This is a genomic window from Rouxiella sp. WC2420, from assembly GCF_041200025.1.
Lineage (GTDB): Bacteria > Pseudomonadota > Gammaproteobacteria > Enterobacterales > Enterobacteriaceae > Rouxiella.
The window spans coordinates 4629241-4648334 of the sequence record NZ_CP165628.1; the positions used below are offsets into that span (position 1 = coordinate 4629241).

Annotated in this window: 15 protein-coding genes; 4 read left to right on the forward strand and 11 right to left on the reverse strand. The window is 51.1% G+C overall.

From position 1 onward, the window contains the following. The first annotated feature begins 492 nt into the window (after positions 1–492). Both AB3G37_RS21330 and AB3G37_RS21335 read left to right on the forward strand, forming a co-directional pair. Entirely contained in the window at positions 493–1635 is a 1143-nt protein-coding gene (locus AB3G37_RS21330; protein ID WP_369699976.1) for a porin, read from the forward strand. A 177-nt stretch (positions 1636–1812) separates the two neighbouring features. Further along, positions 1813–2679, forward strand: a complete 867-nt coding sequence (locus tag AB3G37_RS21335; protein WP_369789018.1) for an SMP-30/gluconolactonase/LRE family protein — start codon at positions 1813–1815, stop codon at positions 2677–2679. A gap of 59 nt (positions 2680–2738) precedes the next feature. On the opposite strand, the gene ispH is transcribed toward AB3G37_RS21335, so the two are convergent. From ispH to ribF, 5 genes are all read right to left on the reverse strand, one after another. Further along, positions 2739–3689 (reverse strand): 4-hydroxy-3-methylbut-2-enyl diphosphate reductase, encoded by a 951-nt coding sequence (gene ispH, locus AB3G37_RS21340; RefSeq protein ID WP_009634736.1) that lies wholly within the window; start codon positions 3687–3689, stop codon positions 2739–2741. After that, positions 3670–4140 carry an FKBP-type peptidyl-prolyl cis-trans isomerase gene (gene fkpB, locus AB3G37_RS21345; protein WP_009634737.1) on the reverse strand — a complete coding sequence of 157 codons (471 nt, stop codon included), beginning with the start codon at positions 4138–4140 and terminating at the stop codon, positions 3670–3672. The genes ispH and fkpB overlap by 20 nt, the downstream gene beginning before the upstream one ends. A 3-nt stretch (positions 4141–4143) precedes the next feature. Then, positions 4144–4650 carry a signal peptidase II gene (gene lspA, locus AB3G37_RS21350; RefSeq protein ID WP_369789019.1) on the reverse strand — a complete coding sequence of 169 codons (507 nt, stop codon included), beginning with the start codon at positions 4648–4650 and terminating at the stop codon, positions 4144–4146. After that, a complete protein-coding gene (gene ileS, locus AB3G37_RS21355) occupies positions 4650–7466 on the reverse strand; it encodes an isoleucine--tRNA ligase (RefSeq protein WP_009634739.1) in 2817 nt (938 codons plus the stop codon). Before ileS ends, lspA begins: the two co-directional genes overlap by 1 nt. 73 nt (positions 7467–7539) lie before the next feature. Beyond that, the gene (ribF, locus tag AB3G37_RS21360; RefSeq protein ID WP_369789020.1) at positions 7540–8475 is read right to left on the reverse strand and encodes a bifunctional riboflavin kinase/FAD synthetase; all 936 of its coding nucleotides are present in this window, start codon (positions 8473–8475) and stop codon (positions 7540–7542) included. Positions 8476–8964: 489 nt separating this feature from the next. On the opposite strand from ribF, the gene rpsT reads away from it, so the two are divergent. Beyond that, positions 8965–9225, forward strand: coding sequence for a 30S ribosomal protein S20 (gene rpsT / locus AB3G37_RS21365; protein WP_009634741.1), 261 nt, complete (start codon positions 8965–8967; stop codon positions 9223–9225). 83 nt (positions 9226–9308) lie between these two features. On the opposite strand, the gene nhaA is transcribed toward rpsT, so the two are convergent. The 6 genes from nhaA to tal form a co-directional block, all read right to left on the reverse strand. Then, on the reverse strand, positions 9309–10475 hold the full coding sequence (nhaA, locus tag AB3G37_RS21370; protein WP_369789021.1) for a Na+/H+ antiporter NhaA: 1167 nt from the start codon (positions 10473–10475) through the stop codon (positions 9309–9311). 182 nt (positions 10476–10657) lie between these two features. Then, complete coding sequence (gene dnaJ, locus AB3G37_RS21375) at positions 10658–11797, reverse strand: molecular chaperone DnaJ (RefSeq protein ID WP_009634743.1); 1140 nt, start codon at positions 11795–11797, stop codon at positions 10658–10660. A 218-nt stretch (positions 11798–12015) separates the two neighbouring features. After that, a complete protein-coding gene (gene dnaK, locus AB3G37_RS21380; protein WP_369789022.1) occupies positions 12016–13917 on the reverse strand; it encodes a molecular chaperone DnaK in 1902 nt (633 codons plus the stop codon). 213 nt (positions 13918–14130) lie between these two features. Beyond that, positions 14131–15453, reverse strand: a complete 1323-nt coding sequence (locus AB3G37_RS21385; protein ID WP_369789023.1) for an MFS transporter — start codon at positions 15451–15453, stop codon at positions 14131–14133. A 117-nt stretch (positions 15454–15570) separates the two neighbouring features. Beyond that, positions 15571–16164 (reverse strand): molybdopterin adenylyltransferase, encoded by a 594-nt coding sequence (gene mog / locus AB3G37_RS21390; protein WP_369789024.1) that lies wholly within the window; start codon positions 16162–16164, stop codon positions 15571–15573. 207 nt (positions 16165–16371) lie between these two features. Beyond that, complete coding sequence (gene tal / locus AB3G37_RS21395; RefSeq protein ID WP_009634748.1) at positions 16372–17325, reverse strand: transaldolase; 954 nt, start codon at positions 17323–17325, stop codon at positions 16372–16374. A gap of 209 nt (positions 17326–17534) precedes the next feature. On the opposite strand from tal, the gene AB3G37_RS21400 reads away from it, so the two are divergent. Continuing rightward, positions 17535–18974: an alanine/glycine:cation symporter family protein gene (locus AB3G37_RS21400; RefSeq protein ID WP_369789025.1), complete on the forward strand. Its 1440-nt coding sequence runs from the start codon at positions 17535–17537 to the stop codon at positions 18972–18974. The last annotated feature ends 120 nt before the right edge of the window (positions 18975–19094 follow it).

A 19094-nucleotide genomic window follows, 5' to 3' on the forward strand; every position in this document is an offset into this window, starting at 1 on the left:
TAAATCTATTTCGCTCTTTAGGCGATAATGTCGGACTTGTCCTCTCAACGACAAGATAAATCAGCACTTTTACGCTGCAAACACTCTCCACCGCCTCAATGAATAATCATGCAGTCAACTGAATAATCATCCAAACGCAGTTTTTCCTGCTACAAACTGTCGCCAACTGGATCAATTTATGTGCGCTGATATAAATAATTCATATTTCGTTATTGGATTTTGCACAACCGTTATGCTACTAAATAGCCAACTAATTCTAAGTCGTGCAATTATTGTAAAGGCAAAATTAAATAAGCCGAACTATAAGCGCGGTAACATCTTGAATTAGTTATTTATTCTTTAATCATCAGTTAACCGTGCAATTGAGACCAATTTTTAAATTTGGCAAATTGCCAGGTAGCTGTTAAATGCTCGTTAATCCCCCTCGTGCATAACTAGGGAACTTAGGCTGCCAGCAGATTAATGGCACCTGGAGTCAGTATGAAATTTAGAATGAATAGGGTTTCACAAACGGTTGTCGCAGGCCTGCTATTGGGTGGCGCATCGTTCGCAGCACAGGCTGAAATTGAACTGATTAAACAAGATCCTCAACCTTATGATCTGCTGAGTCGCCTTGACTTCAAAGTGGGCGGTAGTATTCGTCCGCAGGTCGTTAATACCATGGGCAGTTCTGATAAAGGCTCATACAAGAACAACGGCTATGACGGCGGTTCACGTTTCCGCTTTACTGCCGACTACTTCCTGTTCGATGACGTTCACTGGGTAGGTTACTACGAACTCGGCGTAAACATTCCAGCCGTGTTCAGCTGGGATAACCACTATGCTCAGGGCGCGCATGATACCACCCGTCGCCAGCTGTATACCGGTTTCAAGAGTAAAACCTACGGTACTCTGACTTACGGTCAACAGAACAGCATCTATTATGATGTGGTTGGTGCGAAAACCGATATCTGGGATGACGACATGTTGGCCCAGGCACCGGGTAACGGTATCAACGGCGACTACGACGGTTCTTACCGTTCACGTAAGCAGTTGAAATATAAATACAGTGCGGGTCCGGTTGACCTGTATGCAGCTTACTTGCTGCCTGATGATGATTTGCTGGAATCACATAGCCTGGCCTACAAACGTAAAGGCGGTGGTTCTGTTGGTGCCAACTGGCACATCAACGATACTCTGACCTGGGGTTCTGCCTACAACTACACCAGCGCAGAAGTTAAAAATCGTGCTGCCAACAACGTTTCTAAAAACTATGACCAGAGCATTCTTGGTACCGCTCTGTCGTGGACACCAAGTCACTGGACCTTCTCTGCGGGCGGCGGTTGGTATCATAACTTCCTGACCACCAAAGTGAATGACTACCAAGACTACTTCGCAGGCAATGCCTGGGGTGTCGAATACTATGCCGGATACAACATCCCAGTTAAGCAATTTGCTATCAAGAGCATCCAACCTTACTTCATGGGCGACCATCTGAAGTACGTGAGCGGACGTGATTATCAACGCACCGATAACGGTGTGGGTGTTTCTGTGAAACTGGATTACGGCTTCCAGGTTGACTTCGAACACGTGATAACCAACTCTACCGATAACATTGGCGACCTGAACCTGGTTCGTTTGTACTACAACTTCTAATCTCCGACCCGCTATTCAAGACACAGATAGAGCGTTGGAAATATGGGCCTGCTGATAATTTCAGCAGGCTTTTTTTATGCTTACGATAACGAATCTTTTTACCCTCTCTTTCCTCAGAAGGCTTTACACGACTAAACTCATTGGGATTAGTCTTTTATTTTTGCCGGAGAAATCCTCATGTCCGCATTTTTAAGGTCCGCAGTTGCCGTGGTAAGTGACTATCGAGCTACTTTAGGCGAGACCCCCGTCTGGTGCCAGCGTACCCAATCTTTACTTTGGGTCGATATTCCTAACCAGCGCCTTCTACGCTACTGGCCACAAAAGCAAACATTCCAACAGCGTGAACTTCCTTTCCTGACCAGCGCTGCATTGCTAACGGAAAAACAAGGCACCTTTTTACTCGTCACCCAAAACGGCCTCGCTCTTTATGACTATCCAGCCGAAAATATCACTTTTTTGTGCGAGTATCCGGGAGTAAAAGGAACCCGGCCAAATGAGGCAGCAATCGCGCCCGATGGCTCAGTGTGGTTTGGCACCATGGATTTGCAGGAAGACGAAACGATTGGCGGCTGGTATCGCTATGAAACTGGCGATGATGCCCCTGCGCTTATGATGGATAATGTAGGAACGCCCAATACGTTAGCCTGGTTCGAAGGGAAAGTGTGGTTCGCAGACAGCATGAAAAAACGCTTTTATTCCGGCAATGCGCGAAAAATTAATCCGCTGAAGCTTTCCTGCTTTTCCTCCGGAGATAAAACCCCCGATGGATCAACGCTGACTGAAGACGGCATTCTGCTGACCGCCTGCTGGGGCAACGGTTGTCTATTGCGTCAGCAAATTAACCAGGGGGAACTTATCACACTGGATACGGTGAAACTGCCGGTGACGCAACCGAGTTGCTGCACCTTTGGCGGGGAAGATATGAGCCAGCTGTTTATCACTTCGGCGAGGACGGGTCTGGAAAATCCGCAAGAAATCGAAGGGGCATTATTGCAGGTACAAACCGCGACGCGCGGCAAAGAACAGTCCCGGTTTAAGCTTTAATCCGATGAGCTGTGACTTGATAAGTTCCCCCACCATAAAGTTGGGGGAACTACCGAGTATTAGCTTACCGCTTTGATATCAATACGCAGTTCTTTTGGTACTTCAAATACGATATTTTCTTCACGCCCGTCCATATTGACGACCCCCAGGCAACCCAGGGTTTTCAGACGTTCGATGACTTCCTGAACCAGAATATCCGGCGCAGAAGCTCCCGCCGTGACACCAACGCTGATTGCTCCCTTCACCCACTCTTCTTTGATATCTTCCGCAGAATCAATCAGGTAGGAAGGTTTACCCACGCGCTGTGCCAATTCGGCCAGGCGATTGGAGTTGGAGGAATTTTTAGAGCCAACCACCAGCACCACATCCGCTTCATCAGACAGGTTACGCACGGCTTCCTGACGATTGGTAGTGGCATAGCAGATGTCGTCTTTGCGTGGACCGACGATTTTCGGGAAGCGCTCACGCAGGGCGTCAATCACCTCTGAAGTATCATCAACCGACAGCGTGGTCTGCGTCATAAAGCACAGGTTTTCCGGGTCCTTGACATCCAGCTTAAAGACATCAGCCGGAGACTCAACCAGATACATGCCACCCTTCGGGTTATTGTACTGCCCCATTGTGCCTTCGACTTCGGGGTGTCCGGCATGGCCAATCAGGATAGCTTCCGTGCCTTTTCGACTGGCGCGCGCGACTTCCATATGCACCTTGGTCACCAGCGGGCAAGTGGCATCGAACACCGTCAGGTCGCGTGATTTGGCTTCAGTCCGCACGGCCTGGGAAACACCGTGCGCCGAGAAGATCAGAATGGAACCGTCAGGCACTTCGCTGATTTGCTCGATAAATACTGCCCCGCGCTGACGCAGGCTATCTACGACATAGCGGTTATGTACCACTTCATGGCGCACATAAATCGGCGCACCATAAAGCTCAAGCGCGCGTTCAACGATGGTAATGGCACGGTCAACACCGGCACAAAAACCACGCGGATTAGCCAGCAGAACTTGCATCAGACGCCTCCATTTCAGGGTCTATCTTTAACACTTCAATATCAAAATCAATGTGATGACCGGCAAGCGGATGGTTAAAATCCACAGTGACCGAACCTTCTGTCACTTCTCGCACCACGCCCGGCATTTCGCTACCATCACGGGTAGTGAATAGCATGATAGTACCGACATCCGGGACGCCGGTCTCCATAAAATCACGCAGCGGGAAGAACTGAACCAGATCCGGGCTGTTGGTCCCAAACGCCGACTCCGGGGACAGCGTAAAAGCTTTCTTGTCCCCGACGTGCAGACCCAGCAGTTGGTTTTCCAGCGCCTCGGACAGACTGCCATCTCCCAGACGGAACAAGGCGGGTTTGCCGTGACTCAGTGTTGATTCCGCGGTTGAGCCGTCTTCCAGCTTCAGCGTGAAATGAACCAATACTGCGCTGTCGTGTATCACCTGCTCGGTCATGCTCTATCCCTTACTTTTTGTCGTTTTAGGGGAAGCCAGAAAGCCTTCCAGAACAACTAACACTGCGCCAACACAGATAAAGCTGTCGGCCAGGTTGAATATTGGGTAGTGCCAATCGTTGACATAAAAATCTATGAAGTCTATGACGAACCCGTGAACCATGCGATCAAACAGGTTACCTAACGCGCCGCCGATAATCATCGCAAAAGCAATGTTATTCAGCTTCTGCAGCTTGCCGTTGCTGCGGTACATCAGTACCAGCAGCGCGACGACAATAACCAGCGCGATAGCGGCGAAGAACCAGCGCTGCCAGCCGCCTTTATCCGCCAGGAAGCTGAACGCGGCACCTGGATTATGTGCATAAGTCAGATTGAAAAACGGGATTAGCGGCAGGGATTCACCGAGTTGGAGATGATTCATCACCAACACTTTGCTGCCGAGATCCAGCACCAGCACAACAACCGCCAGCCAAAGCCAGCGGAGTCCGGTAGAACAAATCGATTTAGCCATTATGCAAATTCGCGCTCTTCGCCGTCACCAGCAATGTTGGTCGCACAGCGTCCGCAAACTTCTGGGTGCGCTGCATTGTGACCGACATCAGTCGTGAAATGCCAGCAGCGTGGGCACTTCTCGCCTTCAGCTTTTTCCAGACCAATTTTCAGGCCTTTTACCAGCTCGCTGGCGATAGCCGTGTCATCTGCCGCAGACAGTGGAGCCACTTTGGCACCCGAGGTCAGCAGCACAAAGCGCAGCTCATTGCCCAGGCTGTTGAGCTTGGTAGCCAGCGCATCGTCAGCATAAAGTGTTACGGAAGCTTCCAGCGATCCGCCCAGACGTTTGTCTGCACGCGCCTGTTCCAGCACCTTGTTGACTTCGCCACGGACTTTCAGCAGCTCGGCCCAGAACTCGTCGTTCATCGGCTGGCTTTCTTCCAGACCAAACAGGCCGTCGTACCACTCTTCGGTAAACACAAACTTCTCGCGTGAACCCGGCAGGAAGCCCCAGATCTCGTCGGCAGTAAAGGACATGATCGGAGCCATCCAGCGAACCAGCGCTTCCGAAATATAGTACAGCGCGGTCTGGCAGCTGCGGCGAGCAATACCGTCGCTTTTCGCGGTGTACTGACGATCTTTGATGATATCCAGATAGAATGAACCCATCTCGATTGAGCAGAACTGCATCAGGCGTTGCACCACGCCGTGGAAATCATAGCGATCGTAAGCAGCAACAATTTCTTCCTGTGCCGCCTTCGCACGACCCACGGCCCAGCGATCCAGCACGACCATTTCTTCCGGTTTCACCATGTGCTGCGCGGGATCGAAACCGTTAAGGTTCGCCAGCAGGAAACGCGCGGTGTTACGAATACGGCGATAAGAATCGGCTGCGCGTTTGAGGATCTCGTCAGACACCGCAATTTCGCCGGTGTAATCGGTTGAAGCCACCCACAGACGCAGGATATCGGCACCGAGCTTGTTCATCACGTCTTGCGGGCTGACGGTGTTACCGATAGATTTTGACATCTTGCGGCCGTTGCCATCCACGGTGAAGCCGTGAGTCAGAACCTGCCTGTACGGTGCGCGGCCTTTCATCGCGGTTGAGATCATCAGCGATGACATGAACCAGCCACGGTGTTGGTCAGAACCTTCCAGATACATATCAGGCTCTTGACCGTTGAACTCAGGGCGCGCGTCTACCACGGAGAAGCTGGTTGAACCTGAGTCGAACCACACGTCCAGAGTGTCAGGGACTTTGACGTAATCTGCGGCTTCTGCACCCAGGATTTCTTCTGGGTTGAGATCCCACCACGCCTGAATACCCTCTTCTTCAACGCGTTTTGCCACTTCTTCCATCAGCTCAAGACTGCGTGGATGAAGCTCTTCAGTGTCTTTGTGCACGAACAGAGACATAGGAACGCCCCAGGTGCGCTGACGGGAGATACACCAGTCAGGACGGTTGGCAACCATGTTTTCGATACGCGCCTGGCCCCACTCGGGGATCCACTGCACGCCTTTGATTTCTTTCAATGACTGCGCACGCAGGCCTTTCTGATCCATGCTCACGAACCACTGTGGCGTGGCGCGGAAGATGATTGGCGTTTTGTGACGCCAGCAGCACGGATAGCTATGGGTAAACTTCTCGAAATGCACCAACGCATCGTGCTCGCGCAGGATTTCGACGATGATATCGTTGGCTTTGAACACAAACTTGCCGTCCAGCGCCGGGAAGGTGCCAGGCAGGTAGCAGCCGTTCGGGCCAACAGGGTTAGCCACTTCAAGACCGTATTTCTGACCAATCACATAGTCGTCAGGACCGTGACCAGGAGCGGTATGAACAGCACCGGTACCCGCATCCAGCGTAACGTGGTCGCCAAGGATAGCCGGCACGTCGAACGCCAGGAACGGATGGTGGAAGCGCTGTAGTTCGAGATCAGCACCTTTACATTCGCCCAGCACGGTCCACTCGGTCACGCCAATGCGCTTCATCACACTGGCAACCAGCTCGGTCGCCAGAATCAGACAGCGGCCTTCGATCTGCACGAGCTGATAAGAGAATTCGGCATTCAGCGAGATCGCGCGGTTGGCCGGCATGGTCCACGGGGTGGTGGTCCAGATAACCAGAGATACCTGACCGTTAAACGCCGTTGCGCCAAATTTGGCGGCCACTGCAGCCGAGTCAACCGCGTTAAACGCAACGTCGATAGCCGGAGAGGTTTTGTCGTAATACTCGACTTCAGCCTCGGCCAGTGAAGAGCCACAGTCGGTACACCAGTGAACCGGCTTCGCGCCTTTCAGCAGGTGACCATTGCCGATGATTTTACCCAGCGCACGAATGATGTTGGCTTCGGTTTTGAAGTCCATGGTGCGGTAAGGGTGATCCCAGTCGCCCAGCACGCCCAGACGAATGAAGTCAGCCTTCTGACCTTCGATTTGTTCTGCCGCGTAGGTACGGCAGGCTGCGCGGAATTCAGCAGGCGTAACTTTTTCGCCCGGCTTGCCGATCAGTTGCTCGACTTTCAGCTCGATTGGCAGACCGTGGCAATCCCAGCCTGGAACATAAGGCGAATCGTAGCCGGCCATCCCTTTAGACTTAACGATAATGTCTTTGAGAATCTTGTTAACCGAGTGACCAATATGAATGCTGCCGTTAGCATACGGAGGGCCGTCATGCAGAATAAAGGATTTTTTGCCCTTTTTGGCAGCGCGGATAATCCCGTACAGATCCTGCTGATACCAGTTATCCAGCATGGCAGGTTCGCGCTTGGCTAAGTCGCCGCGCATCGGGAACCCTGTTTCCGGCAAGTTCAGGGTATTCTTAAAGTCACTCATAAGATTCTCGGTTCCGTTTTTCGGCTAAAAGCCGGGCTACAAATGCAAATGTGTATTGCGCTATTTTTTTAGCTCAAGAATGTTTCAGCCCAAAAAATTTCCGGGCTGTTTGCTCGTCGTTGGCAATCTGTTGCTTTAACGCATCGAGCGATGAAAAACGTTGTTCGTCGCGTAATTTCACGCGGAGCACCACGTCAATGTGGCGCCCGTATAGATCTAATGTGGTGTCGAGCAGGTGAACTTCCAACTGCTTGCGGACACCATTCACTGTTGGTCTGGTACCAATGTTGGCTACGCCAGGCAGCGGGTCGGGACCAAGCCCAACCACCTCAACTGCATAAACGCCTTTGACCGGGCTGACCAGGCGCTTGAGCGGCACATTAGCGGTTGGAAAACCGATGGTGCGACCCAGTTTGTCGCCGTGCACCACCCTTCCCGAAATACAGAAAGGATGACCAAGCAGGTTTTCCGCCAGCGCCAGCTCGTTGTCACGCAGTGCGTCACGGATGGCAGTGCTGCTAATCCGATGGCCACCCTCGCGGAAGGTCTGGGTGCTGACGATGTCAAAACCATATTCCTCACTGGCACTAAGCAGCAGTGTGAAATCGCCGAGACGTGCCGCACCGAAGCGGAAATCGTCGCCGACGGTAAGAAATTTGACACCCAGTTTTTCGACCAGCAGTTGCGCAACAAATGCCTGGGCACTGTTCGCGGCAAAACGCGGATCGAATTTAACCACCAACAGATAGTCTATCCCGCACTCGGCGAGATACTTGGCCTTGTCACGCAAGTTGGTCAAGCGTGCCGGGGCCTTGTCTCCAGCAAAAAGCTCAAGAGGCTGAGGTTCGAAAATCATAACCATGACCGGTAAACCCAGGCGGCGACCTTCCAGCTTCAACTGTTCGATCAAGGCCTGATGGCCACGGTGTACACCGTCAAAATTACCAATAGTAAGGACGCACCCGTGGTGACGTGCCTGAATATTGTGTATCCCGCGAATTAGCTCCATAACAGGCTCAAATCCATAGCTGGCTCAAAACAGAGGAAATCGGCGGATTATACCTTGTACAGCCCATAAGGTTAACCAGCGATTAGTGGGATCGCAGGATTCTCTCATCGATAACATAGTTTTTTTGGTATCGGGGCGACTTGGCCGGAGATTATCTCTATACTCGGCGTGGTAAAACAGTGAGGCCTCATCGAAACCCCGTTTTCGTCAATCCTTTCTGTTTTCTCAAAAAAACTCAGCATTAACAATCTCTGTTGGAAGAATAATCACTTCTCGACCGAATTTTATTGCTATGGGCTGTATTCTGCGGCTGGAAGCTGTTAAAATCCTGCGCCATCACAACGTAACAAGCGTCGCTTGTAGTTCGGATGAAGTTCGAGCGTTAAAACGGCGCTTATTTGCACAAATCCGTTGACAAAAGAAGTCCGAAAAGGCATATTCCTCGGCCTTCGAATTGTCCTCAATAGAAAAATATTTGGGAGTTGGACCTTGGCTAACATCAAATCAGCTAAGAAACGCGCCGTACAATCAGAAAAACGCCGTCAGCATAACGCTAGCCGTCGTTCAATGATGCGTACCTTTATCAAAAAGGTACACGCGGCTATTGCAGCTGGTGACAAAGAAGCTGCACAAAATGCATTCAACGCAATGCAACCAATTGTGGACCGTCAAGCTTGTAAAGGTTTGATCCACAAGAACAAAGCTGCGCGTCATAAGTCAAACCTGACTGCGCAAATCAACGCTCTGTAATTTTTTACAGTTTGTTGAGAGCTTGATAAAAAAACCGGCGCGAGCCGGTTTTTTTATATCTAAATTTCTGTGCGACTCTATTTTCAGAGCGCTTTTTTAGGCAATACCCGCCCCAGCAGTAAATAGCCTATCACTGCCGACAGCACCGATCCGATTAAAATACCTATCTTGGCATAAATCATCATTGACGCATCCGCATCACCAAACGCCAGCGATCCCAAAAAAATCGACATGGTGAAACCAATACCACACAGCACTGAAACTGCCGAAATTTGCTTGAAGTTGATGCCCGGTGGCAAACGAGTGATCTTTAATTTCATCGACACCCAGCAAAACAGCATGATGCCGATTGGTTTTCCGAGCAATAATCCTGCGGCAATGCCCATCGGCAGCAGTGAAAACACGTCTTCTCCCGTGACTCCCTGCAGCGATACACCGGCATTGGCAAAGGCAAAAATGGGTAGGATAAGCCAGGCAACCCACGGATGAATACCGTGCTCAACACGCCGCGCAGGGGACTTACCTTCCGTTTTTAACGGGATCAGGAAACCCAGTATCACACCGGCCAAAGTGGCGTGAACACCCGATTTCAGAACACAAACCCACAGGAAAATACCCAGCACCACGTAAGGCGTTAGCTTCGTTACGCCGCGCCAGTTAAGCCAGGCCAGGGCTGCAATTGCCAGCACAGACAGTATTAAAGCGGTAACAGAGACATCGTGACTGAAAAAAGCCGCGATTATTATGATCGCGCCGAGATCGTCGATAATTGCCAGCGCCAGTAAAAAAACCTTTAGACTGGTAGGCACTCGTGACCCTAGCAACGCCATCACGCCTAATGCAAAAGCGATATCAGTCGCTGCAGGAATAGCCCAGCCCTGACGTGCAACCTCGTCACCGCCGTTAAAGCATAGGTAAAACAGCACCGGAACCAGCATACCGCCTAGCGCAGCAATGGCTGGAAACAGTGCCTGTTCTCGACTCGACAGCGCACCTTCGAGTAATTCGCGCTTTACCTCCAACCCGACCATCAGGAAGAAGATCGCCATCAGCCCGTCGTTAATCCATAACAGCAGCGGTTTGTTCAAACCAAACTGCCCGATGCTCAAGGCGACCGGCGAATTGAGGAAATCGAGGTAAATACCACTTAACGAGGTGTTCGCCATGATCAAGGCGATGACAGCAGCCACAATCAAGACAATTCCGCCCGACGCTTCCATACGTAAGAACTGACGAATCAGGTTTGTCACTTTTCTACACTCCTTTAAAAGCTGTCTGTGGAAATAATGCACAGAGTCAGTGAGGAAGTGTACTCAGATGTGGTCGCAGGAAAAAGGCGTTTATGCCGAGGGTGGTTCCAAAATGCGAGACAAATAAAAATCCCCGACTTTTCAGCCAGGGATTTCATTATTTCTTGCGAGCTCTGCCGAACTTAACGGGTCAGGTCGTCAAAAAACTTTTTCACGCCGTCCAGGAAGCTCTTGGAACGCGGGCTGTTTTTCTCGCCCGATGCACCGCCAAAGCTTTCTTCCAGATCGCGAAGCAGCTGTTTTTGCTTATCGTTCAGGCTAACCGGAGTTTCAACCACTACGCGACAAAGCAAGTCACCCTGTGCGCCACCACGAACGGATTTCACGCCGCGACTGCGCATGCGGAACACTTTGCCGGTCTGCGTTTCAGAAGGAATTTTCAGCTTCACGCGACCATCGAGCGTTGGCACTTCAATCTCGCCGCCCAGCGCCGCCATGGCGAAGTTGATTGGCACTTCACAATACAGGTTGTTGTCTTCGCGCTGGAAAATCTTGTGCGCCTTGACCTGAACCTGAACGTACAAATCGCCTGCTGGTGCACCCTGCTCGCCCGCTTCTCCTTCGCCTTCGAGACGAATACGGTCGCCGGTATCAACACCGGCCGGGATTTTCACCGACAGCGTCTTGGCTCGCTCTACGCGGCCATGGCCGTGGCATTTGCTGCAAGGATCTTTAATGATGTTGCCGCGACCCTGACAAGTCGGACACGCCTGCTGTACGGTAAAGAAGCCTTGGCGCATCTGCACCTGGCCCTGACCGTGACAGGTTGGACAAGTTACCGGCTTGCTGCCCGCTTTCGCACCGCTGCCGTGGCAAACGTCACACTCTTCCAGAGTAGGAATACGAATTTCTTTGGTTACGCCACGAACCGCCTCTTCAAGAGTCAGGTCCATGTTATAGCGCAGGTCTGAACCACGGCTCGCGCGTTGACGACGGCCGCCACCAAAGATATCGCCAAAGACGTCACCAAAGATGTCGCTGAAGTCTGCACCGCCGCCGCCGCCGTAACCACCACCACCGCCACCCATGCCGCCCTGTTCGAAGGCTGCGTGACCGTATTGATCATAGGCCGCACGCTTTTGCGCGTCGGTCAGAATTTCATAAGCTTCTTTGATTTCTTTAAATTTGCTTTCGGATTCTTTATCGCCCTGATTGCGGTCAGGGTGATGTTTCATCGCCAGGCGCTTATAAGCCTTTTTGATTTCGCGCTCGTCCGCTGTTTTGGAGACGCCCAAAATCTCATAGTAGTCTTGCTTCGCCATGCTTTTGCTACCCTCAACATGCGTGCACGGGCGCAGAGTTACCTCGACGCCCGTACTGGTTATCAATATTCCCCTAACCCTTCGAAACACAGACAGTTTTAGCTGCGCTCACTCACTCAGGTTACTTACCGATGCAAGCTCCTGAAGTGAGTTCACTTGCCGCCTACCTGTATCTCAAAAGCTTTCGGGGACGTATCGATTACTTTGCCTCAAGGGCATTATTTTTTGTCTTTAACTTCTTCGAATTCAGCGTCGACTACGTCGTCATCTTTCTCGGCGCTGGCATCACCGCCTTCGGCCTGAGCCTGCTGCTGTGCCATTTCCATCAGCTTGCCAGAAACCTGGACCAGAGCCTGGGTTTTAGCTTCGATGTCGGCTTTGTCTTCGCCTTTCGCTGCAACTTCCAGCGCTTTCAGAGCGTCTTCGATAGCAGTTTTGTCTTCAGCTGGCAGTTTGTCACCGGCTTCTTCCAATTGCTTGTGCGTACCGTGAATCAAATGGTCAGCCTGGTTACGGGTCTGAACCAGCTCTTCGAATTTACGGTCAGACTCGGCGTTAGCTTCCGCGTCGTTAACCATTTTCTGGATTTCTTCTTCGCTCAGACCAGAAGATGCCTTGATGGTGATCTTCTGCTCGCGACCAGTATTTTTGTCTTTGGCAGACACGTGCAGGATACCATCGGCGTCCAGGTCGAAAGTAACTTCGATCTGAGCCATGCCGCGTGGCGCTGCCTGAATACCATCAAGGTTGAACTGACCCAGCGATTTGTTATCGGCTGTACGCTTACGCTCACCCTGCACCACGTGAATGGTCACCGCAGACTGGTTGTCTTCAGCGGTAGAGAACACTTGGCTGTGTTTAGTCGGGATGGTGGTGTTCTTGGTGATCAGCGGAGTCATCACGCCGCCCATGGTTTCGATACCCAGGGACAGTGGAGTCACGTCGAGCAACAGAACGTCTTTAACTTCACCAGACAACACGCCGCCCTGAACCGCAGCACCGATGGCCACTGCTTCATCCGGGTTAACGTCTTTACGTGGTTCTTTACCGAAGAAGTCAGCAACTTTCTTCTGAACCATTGGCATACGAGTCTGACCACCAACCAGGATCACGTCCTGGATGTCGGAAACGCTCAGGCCTGCATCTTTCAGTGCAACTTTCAGTGGCTCGATAGAACGGGCAACCAGGTCTTCAACCAGAGATTCCAGTTTTGCACGGGTTACTTTGATGTTCATGTGTTTCGGGCCGCTGCCGTCAGCAGTGATGTATGGCAGGTTAACGTCTGTCTGTTGTGCAGAAGACAGCTCGATTTTAGCCTTCTCTGCCGCTTCTTTCAGACGCTGCATTGCCAGCGGATCGTTACGCAGATCCATACCTTGGTCTTTCTTGAATTCTTCAACCAGATAGTTGATCAGACGGCTGTCGAAATCTTCACCACCGAGGTGAGTGTCACCGTTGGTAGACAGAACTTCGAAGGTTTTCTCGCCATCAACTTCGTCGATTTCGATGATAGAGATATCGAAAGTACCACCACCCAGGTCGTATACCGCAATAGTACGGTTACCGACTTCGCGATCCAGGCCGTAAGCCAGCGCTGCTGCGGTAGGTTCGTTGATAATACGTTTTACTTCCAGACCTGCGATACGGCCGGCGTCTTTAGTTGCCTGACGCTGTGCATCGTTAAAGTATGCAGGTACGGTGATAACAGCTTCAGTTACTGGCTCGCCCAGGTAATCTTCGGCAGTTTTCTTCATTTTCTTCAACACTTCGGCAGAGATCTGCGGAGGTGCGATTTTTTGGCCTTTAACGTCGATCCAGGCGTCACCGTTGTCAGCGCCAACGATGCTATAAGGCATGATGCCTTTATCGCGCTGAACTTCTTCGTCCTGGAAACGACGACCGATCAGACGCTTGATAGCAAACAGCGTGTTTTGCGGGTTAGTGACTGCCTGACGCTTAGCAGGTTGGCCAACCAGGATCTCACCATCCTGTGCGTAAGCAATGATTGAAGGTGTAGTACGATCCCCTTCGGCGTTTTCGAGCACACGAGCCTTGGTGCCGTCCATGATCGCTACACAAGAGTTGGTTGTACCCAGGTCGATCCCAATAATTCTACCCATCTAAAACGTCTCCACTAAAATTCATTATTCGTTGAGGTTGTTACTCTATATGCGGACGGTTTTTTTCATTTCAACTGTCCGATATTGCTTTCATCAGCGGTAACAACTGCGGTTGAGAATAAGATGGGGTCATGTAACGCAGCATCAAGGGCAACAACAAAAAAAATTTTGTGTTTATTGCCCTTTTAGATCAATTTTGAGCGATTACGTTGATTATTGTCCGCCGGAAAGAGAGTCAGCCAGCCGGGTTTCGATGATTGACTCATTATTAAGGTCACGATTGAGATACAAACCTAGCCCCAGTCCGATCACCGCCAAGGCCATAACATAGTAGCAAGGAGCCATTGGCGTGATGCGGGTGATCATGGTGACAAAAATCGGTGTCAGGCCACCAAAAATCGCGTAGGACAAATTGTATGAGAACGAGATGCCGGTAAAACGCACCTCTGCCGGGAAAGCCCGTACCATCACAAAAGGCACCGCCCCGACTACGCCAATGCTGAATCCGGTCAGGGTATACATTGGTTTTAGCCAGCTGCTGTCAATCGCTACTGTGTGGTAAAACGCCCAACTGCAGAGGCCAAAAAATACGCTGCCAATAATAAAGGTCTTACTCGATCCAATGCGGTCAACCACCCAGCCCGCGCAAATACAGCCAAACAGCAACGCGATGGTTGCCATACTGTTAGCCTGCAAGGTCAGCGCCGCGGGGATCCCCAGCTGTTTTTGCAGGTAGGTTGGTGTCATCAAAATCACCACCACGATGCACGCCGACAGCAGCCAGGTCATCAGCATAGAAACCACAATTTCTTTCTTGTGATCGCGGATCACTGATTTTATCGGCATCCCTTCTGCCAGCACCTTATGCGATTTCATCTCGATAAAGATGGGCGTTTCCTGCAACCAGCGACGTAAATACAGCGCGATAAAACCAAAGATCCCGCCAATAAAGAACGGAATGCGCCAGCCGCCGTGTGCAATAGAAGACGCGGGCAACAGCGTATTTATCAATGTCGCAACCAGTGAACCGAGCAAAATCCCCATTGTCAGTCCGGCGGTTAGCGTTCCACAGGCGAAGCCAATGCGTTTGCGCGGCACGTGTTCGGCGACAAACACCCAGGCGCCCGGCACTTCTCCGCCTATCGCAGCCCCCTGCAAAAGACGCATCAGCAGCAGTAATAATGGAGCCGCGATGCCGATAGAGGAATAGGTAGGCAACAGACCAATCGCCAACGTGGGCAAAGCCATTAATAAAATACTAAGGCTAAACATACGCTTACGGCCAACCAGATCGCCAAAGTGCGCCATCACAATACCGCCCAGCGGGCGTGCTAGATAACCGGCTGCAAAAATGCCGAAAGTTTGCACCTGACGCAGCCAGTCCGGCATTGAAGCAGGGAAAAACAGTTCGCCAATCGTCGCCGCGAAGAAGACAAAGATGATGAAGTCGTAGAATTCCAGAGCGCCGCCTAATGCAGCGAGGGAGAGGGTTTTGTAATCCTGCCGGTTCAGCCGGCGATTATTGTCGTGTTGCATAAGATACCTGGAGCACCGAGTTGAGGTAAAAAATTGCCGCGCTATGTAAAGTAAACATTACTATAATCGGCAATTAATTTACACACCACTGCCCTCGGATCTTATCGCAGAAAAACGTTAATTTTGGTTTTTTGTATCGCGGATTGCGCTCTTTGGGCGAAAAGCTGCTACAACTTGCGGCTGTGTTTCAATATAAGGCCCATCAAGCAGCTGTATACAATAAGGTACACTGGCAAAAATTCCTGACACTATGACTTTACCCTGATCGTCCTTAAGCCCTTCCAGCGTTTCTTTGATCGATTTTGGCTGACCGGGTAAATTCAGAATCAGCGCCTGCTTGCGGATGACTCCAACCTGGCGCGACAAAATTGCCGTAGGGACAAAGTGCAGACTGATTTGGCGCATTTGCTCGCCAAAACCCGGCATCAGTCGATCGGCAACCGCCATAGTCGCGTCAGGAGTTACATCGCGCCGCGCAGGTCCAGTGCCGCCGGTCGTTAGCACCAAATGACACCCTGCTTCATCCACCAGCTCGCAGATAGCCTGCTCAATCAGCGGCTGTTCGTCAGGAATTAGACGTTTTTCAACCACGAAAGGAGTCATTAACGCCTGCTCCAGCCACTCTTCAAGCGCTGGAATACCTTTATCCTGATACACCCCACTCGATGCACGATCGGATACCGACACCAGACCAATTCGTAATTTATCCATCTCACTCCTCCAGACAGCTGTGAAAATTGCCGCGTATTGCGGTCACAGTAAAAACCAAGTATATCGGGAACCTGAAGAGGAACGACACAAGGGTTTGGTTTTTTTGCAGTAATGAGCCAGAGAATTGGCGGCAGGCAGCTAAAATCAGGACATAAAAAAGGCGGCCTCAGCCACCTTTTCTAGAAAACAGATCGTGTTAACCGGCAATTACAGCAGGTCGGCGATCATTTTCTCAAGTTTGCCCTGGTCTATGGCAAACTTGCGGATACCGTCAGCCAGCTTGTCGATAGCCATTGGATCCTGGTTATGATCCCAGTAGAACTGCGCTTCAGTCAGCGGAGCTGGGCGAGCTTTAACTTCACCGGTGTAAGACAGTTTACGTTCCAGGCTGCCTTCAGTTTCTTTCAGTTCTTTCAGCAGTGCAGGTCCGATAGTCAGACGGTCACAACCAGCCAGCTCGACGATTTCGTCAGTGTTACGGAAGCTTGCGCCCATAACAACAGTTTCATAACCGTGCTGTTTGTAGTATTCGTAGATTTCAGTAACAGAAACAACGCCTGGATCTTCGTGTGGCGCGAACTCTTTCTTGTCGCCGTTAGCTTTGTACCAGTCAAGAATACGGCCAACGAATGGAGAAATCAGGTAAGCACCGGCTTCGGCACAGGCACGCGCCTGAGCAAAGGAGAACAGCAGGGTCAGGTTACAGTTGATGCCTTCTTTTTCCAGCTGTTCGGCGGCACGGATGCCCTGCCAGGTTGAAGCCAGTTTAATCAGAATGCGATCGTTGCTGATGCCGTGATCGTTGTAAAGCTTGATAAAACGATGAGCCTTGGCAATGCTGGCTTCTGTGTCGTAAGACAGGCGAGCATCAACTTCGGTAGAAATACGGCCTGGAACCAGTTTCAGGATTTCAAGACCGATATTTACTGCCAGCTTGTCCGCTGCATCGGCGATTTGCTGATCGCGGTCGCCGCTTTGATCGCGCGCCCAGGCAATAGCTTCGTCGATCAATTTACGATATTCCGGAATCGAAGCAGCGTTGAGGATCAGAGAAGGGTTAGTGGTTGCATCCTGAGGCTGATACAACTTGATTGCCGCGATATCACCAGTATCTGCAACTACTTTGGTCAATTCGCGTAGGGAAGAAAGTTTATCGGTCATTGTGGCATATCTCATCGTTTAGAGTTTATCGTTGAGGCATTTTCATGCCTTGCCTTCTCTTGATGATAACATGCAACAAGACATCCGCAAGGCAGATATGGCGGTCCAAACTTTAAGTGAATAAATCGCATATTCACATAACAGATCAATTCGATAACCGGCATAAATGGAGGGATTCACCATGATTTTTCTAGGGAATAAAGGACTTAATGGCCAGTTTGCTTAACTTTCTCGACGATATCCTGTGGGAATCGATCCTGATTTACTTCCTGCTAGGCTACGGGCTGTATCTGACACTCAGGACGCGGTTTATTCAGTTTCGCCGTTGGCCTGACATGTTTTTCAGCCTGCGCCGCGATGCACAAACCGATCCGAGAGGAGTTTCACCCTGGCAGGCACTGGCGGTCAGCTTGTCGGGAAGAGTCGGCGTCGGGAGCCTGCTGGGCGTAGCGATGGCGCTAACAGCCGGTGGTCCGGGAGCTATTTTCTGGATGTGGATCATTACTTTACTCAGCTTGCCAATGGCGCTGATTGAAAACACGCTGGCGCAAATCTTCAAAACCACCGACCAACGAGCACAATTTCGTGGCGGACCCGCAGAATATATGAGTCGCGGATTGGGCATGCGCTGGATGGGCGTGCTGTTCGCCGTTCTGATGATTCTAACCATTGGCTTGGTATTCAATGCGTTACAGGCCAAAGCTGCTATTCATGCACTGTCTAGCGCCTTCCAGATTGATCCTTGGTATACCGGCATCGCGTTAAGTCTGGTTTTTGCCGTGACCTTGTTTGGCGGACTTAAAGCGCTGGTCAAAATTTCCGTCTGGCTAGCGCCGTTGATGAGTGCCGGTTATTTGCTTCTGGCGCTGTGGATTATGGCCGATAACCTTGAAAAGCTGCCTTCCGTGTTCGTGCTTATCTTTAATAGCGCCTTCGGCTTGCAGGAATTTGCAGGCGGTATTTTGGGTTACGGCGTGACGCTGGCGCTAACTCAGGGCATTCAGCAGGGATTATTTTCCAACGAAGCCGGTGCAGGGTCGACTCCGCATATCAGCGCGCTTGCTGCAACTCGTCATCCTGTTGCGCTCGGCTTTTCACAGATGCTGGGCGTATTAGTCGATACCTTTGTGGTATGCAGCGCCACCGCGATGATCATTCTCTCTTCCGGTTTCCTCAGCGCGCCTACTGACCGCATTAGCGGTCTTGGCCTGCTGGCCGAAGCAATCACGGCGAATATCGGACCATTGGGGCCTGAAATCCTTGCAGTGTTTACGCTGGCGTTTGCGTTTACTACGATGCTCGCCAACTATTTGTATGCCGAGAATAATTTAGTCTTTTTAATGCGTGGCAACACGGGATGGATTTACCTTTTGCGCCTCGCGATGTTAGTGCTCTTGCTGGCCGGTTGCCTGATCAACACTCCACTGCTGATGCAGACTGCCAGCATCTCCCTGGCGCTAATGACCATCATCAACCTGACTGCGCTATTGTTGCTTTCCGGGCTGGCGCTCAAGGTGGTAAGAGACTATGAACGCCAGCGGCTGATGGGCCGGGTGCCGACATTTAATCCGGACAATTTTCCCGAGCTAAAAGGCCAATTGCAGGCAGGCATCTGGTCGAAGGCGGTTCGCTCTTCAGAGCCACGTTAAATCGGCTTAAATCACAATGGCCGCGCTTAAGGCAGCGGCTATTGCTATGATTTTTTCTTCGTTGCGCGTTTTTTGTTAAAATGTACGCAGATTGCTTATTTCATTTCCTGCTGAACTACT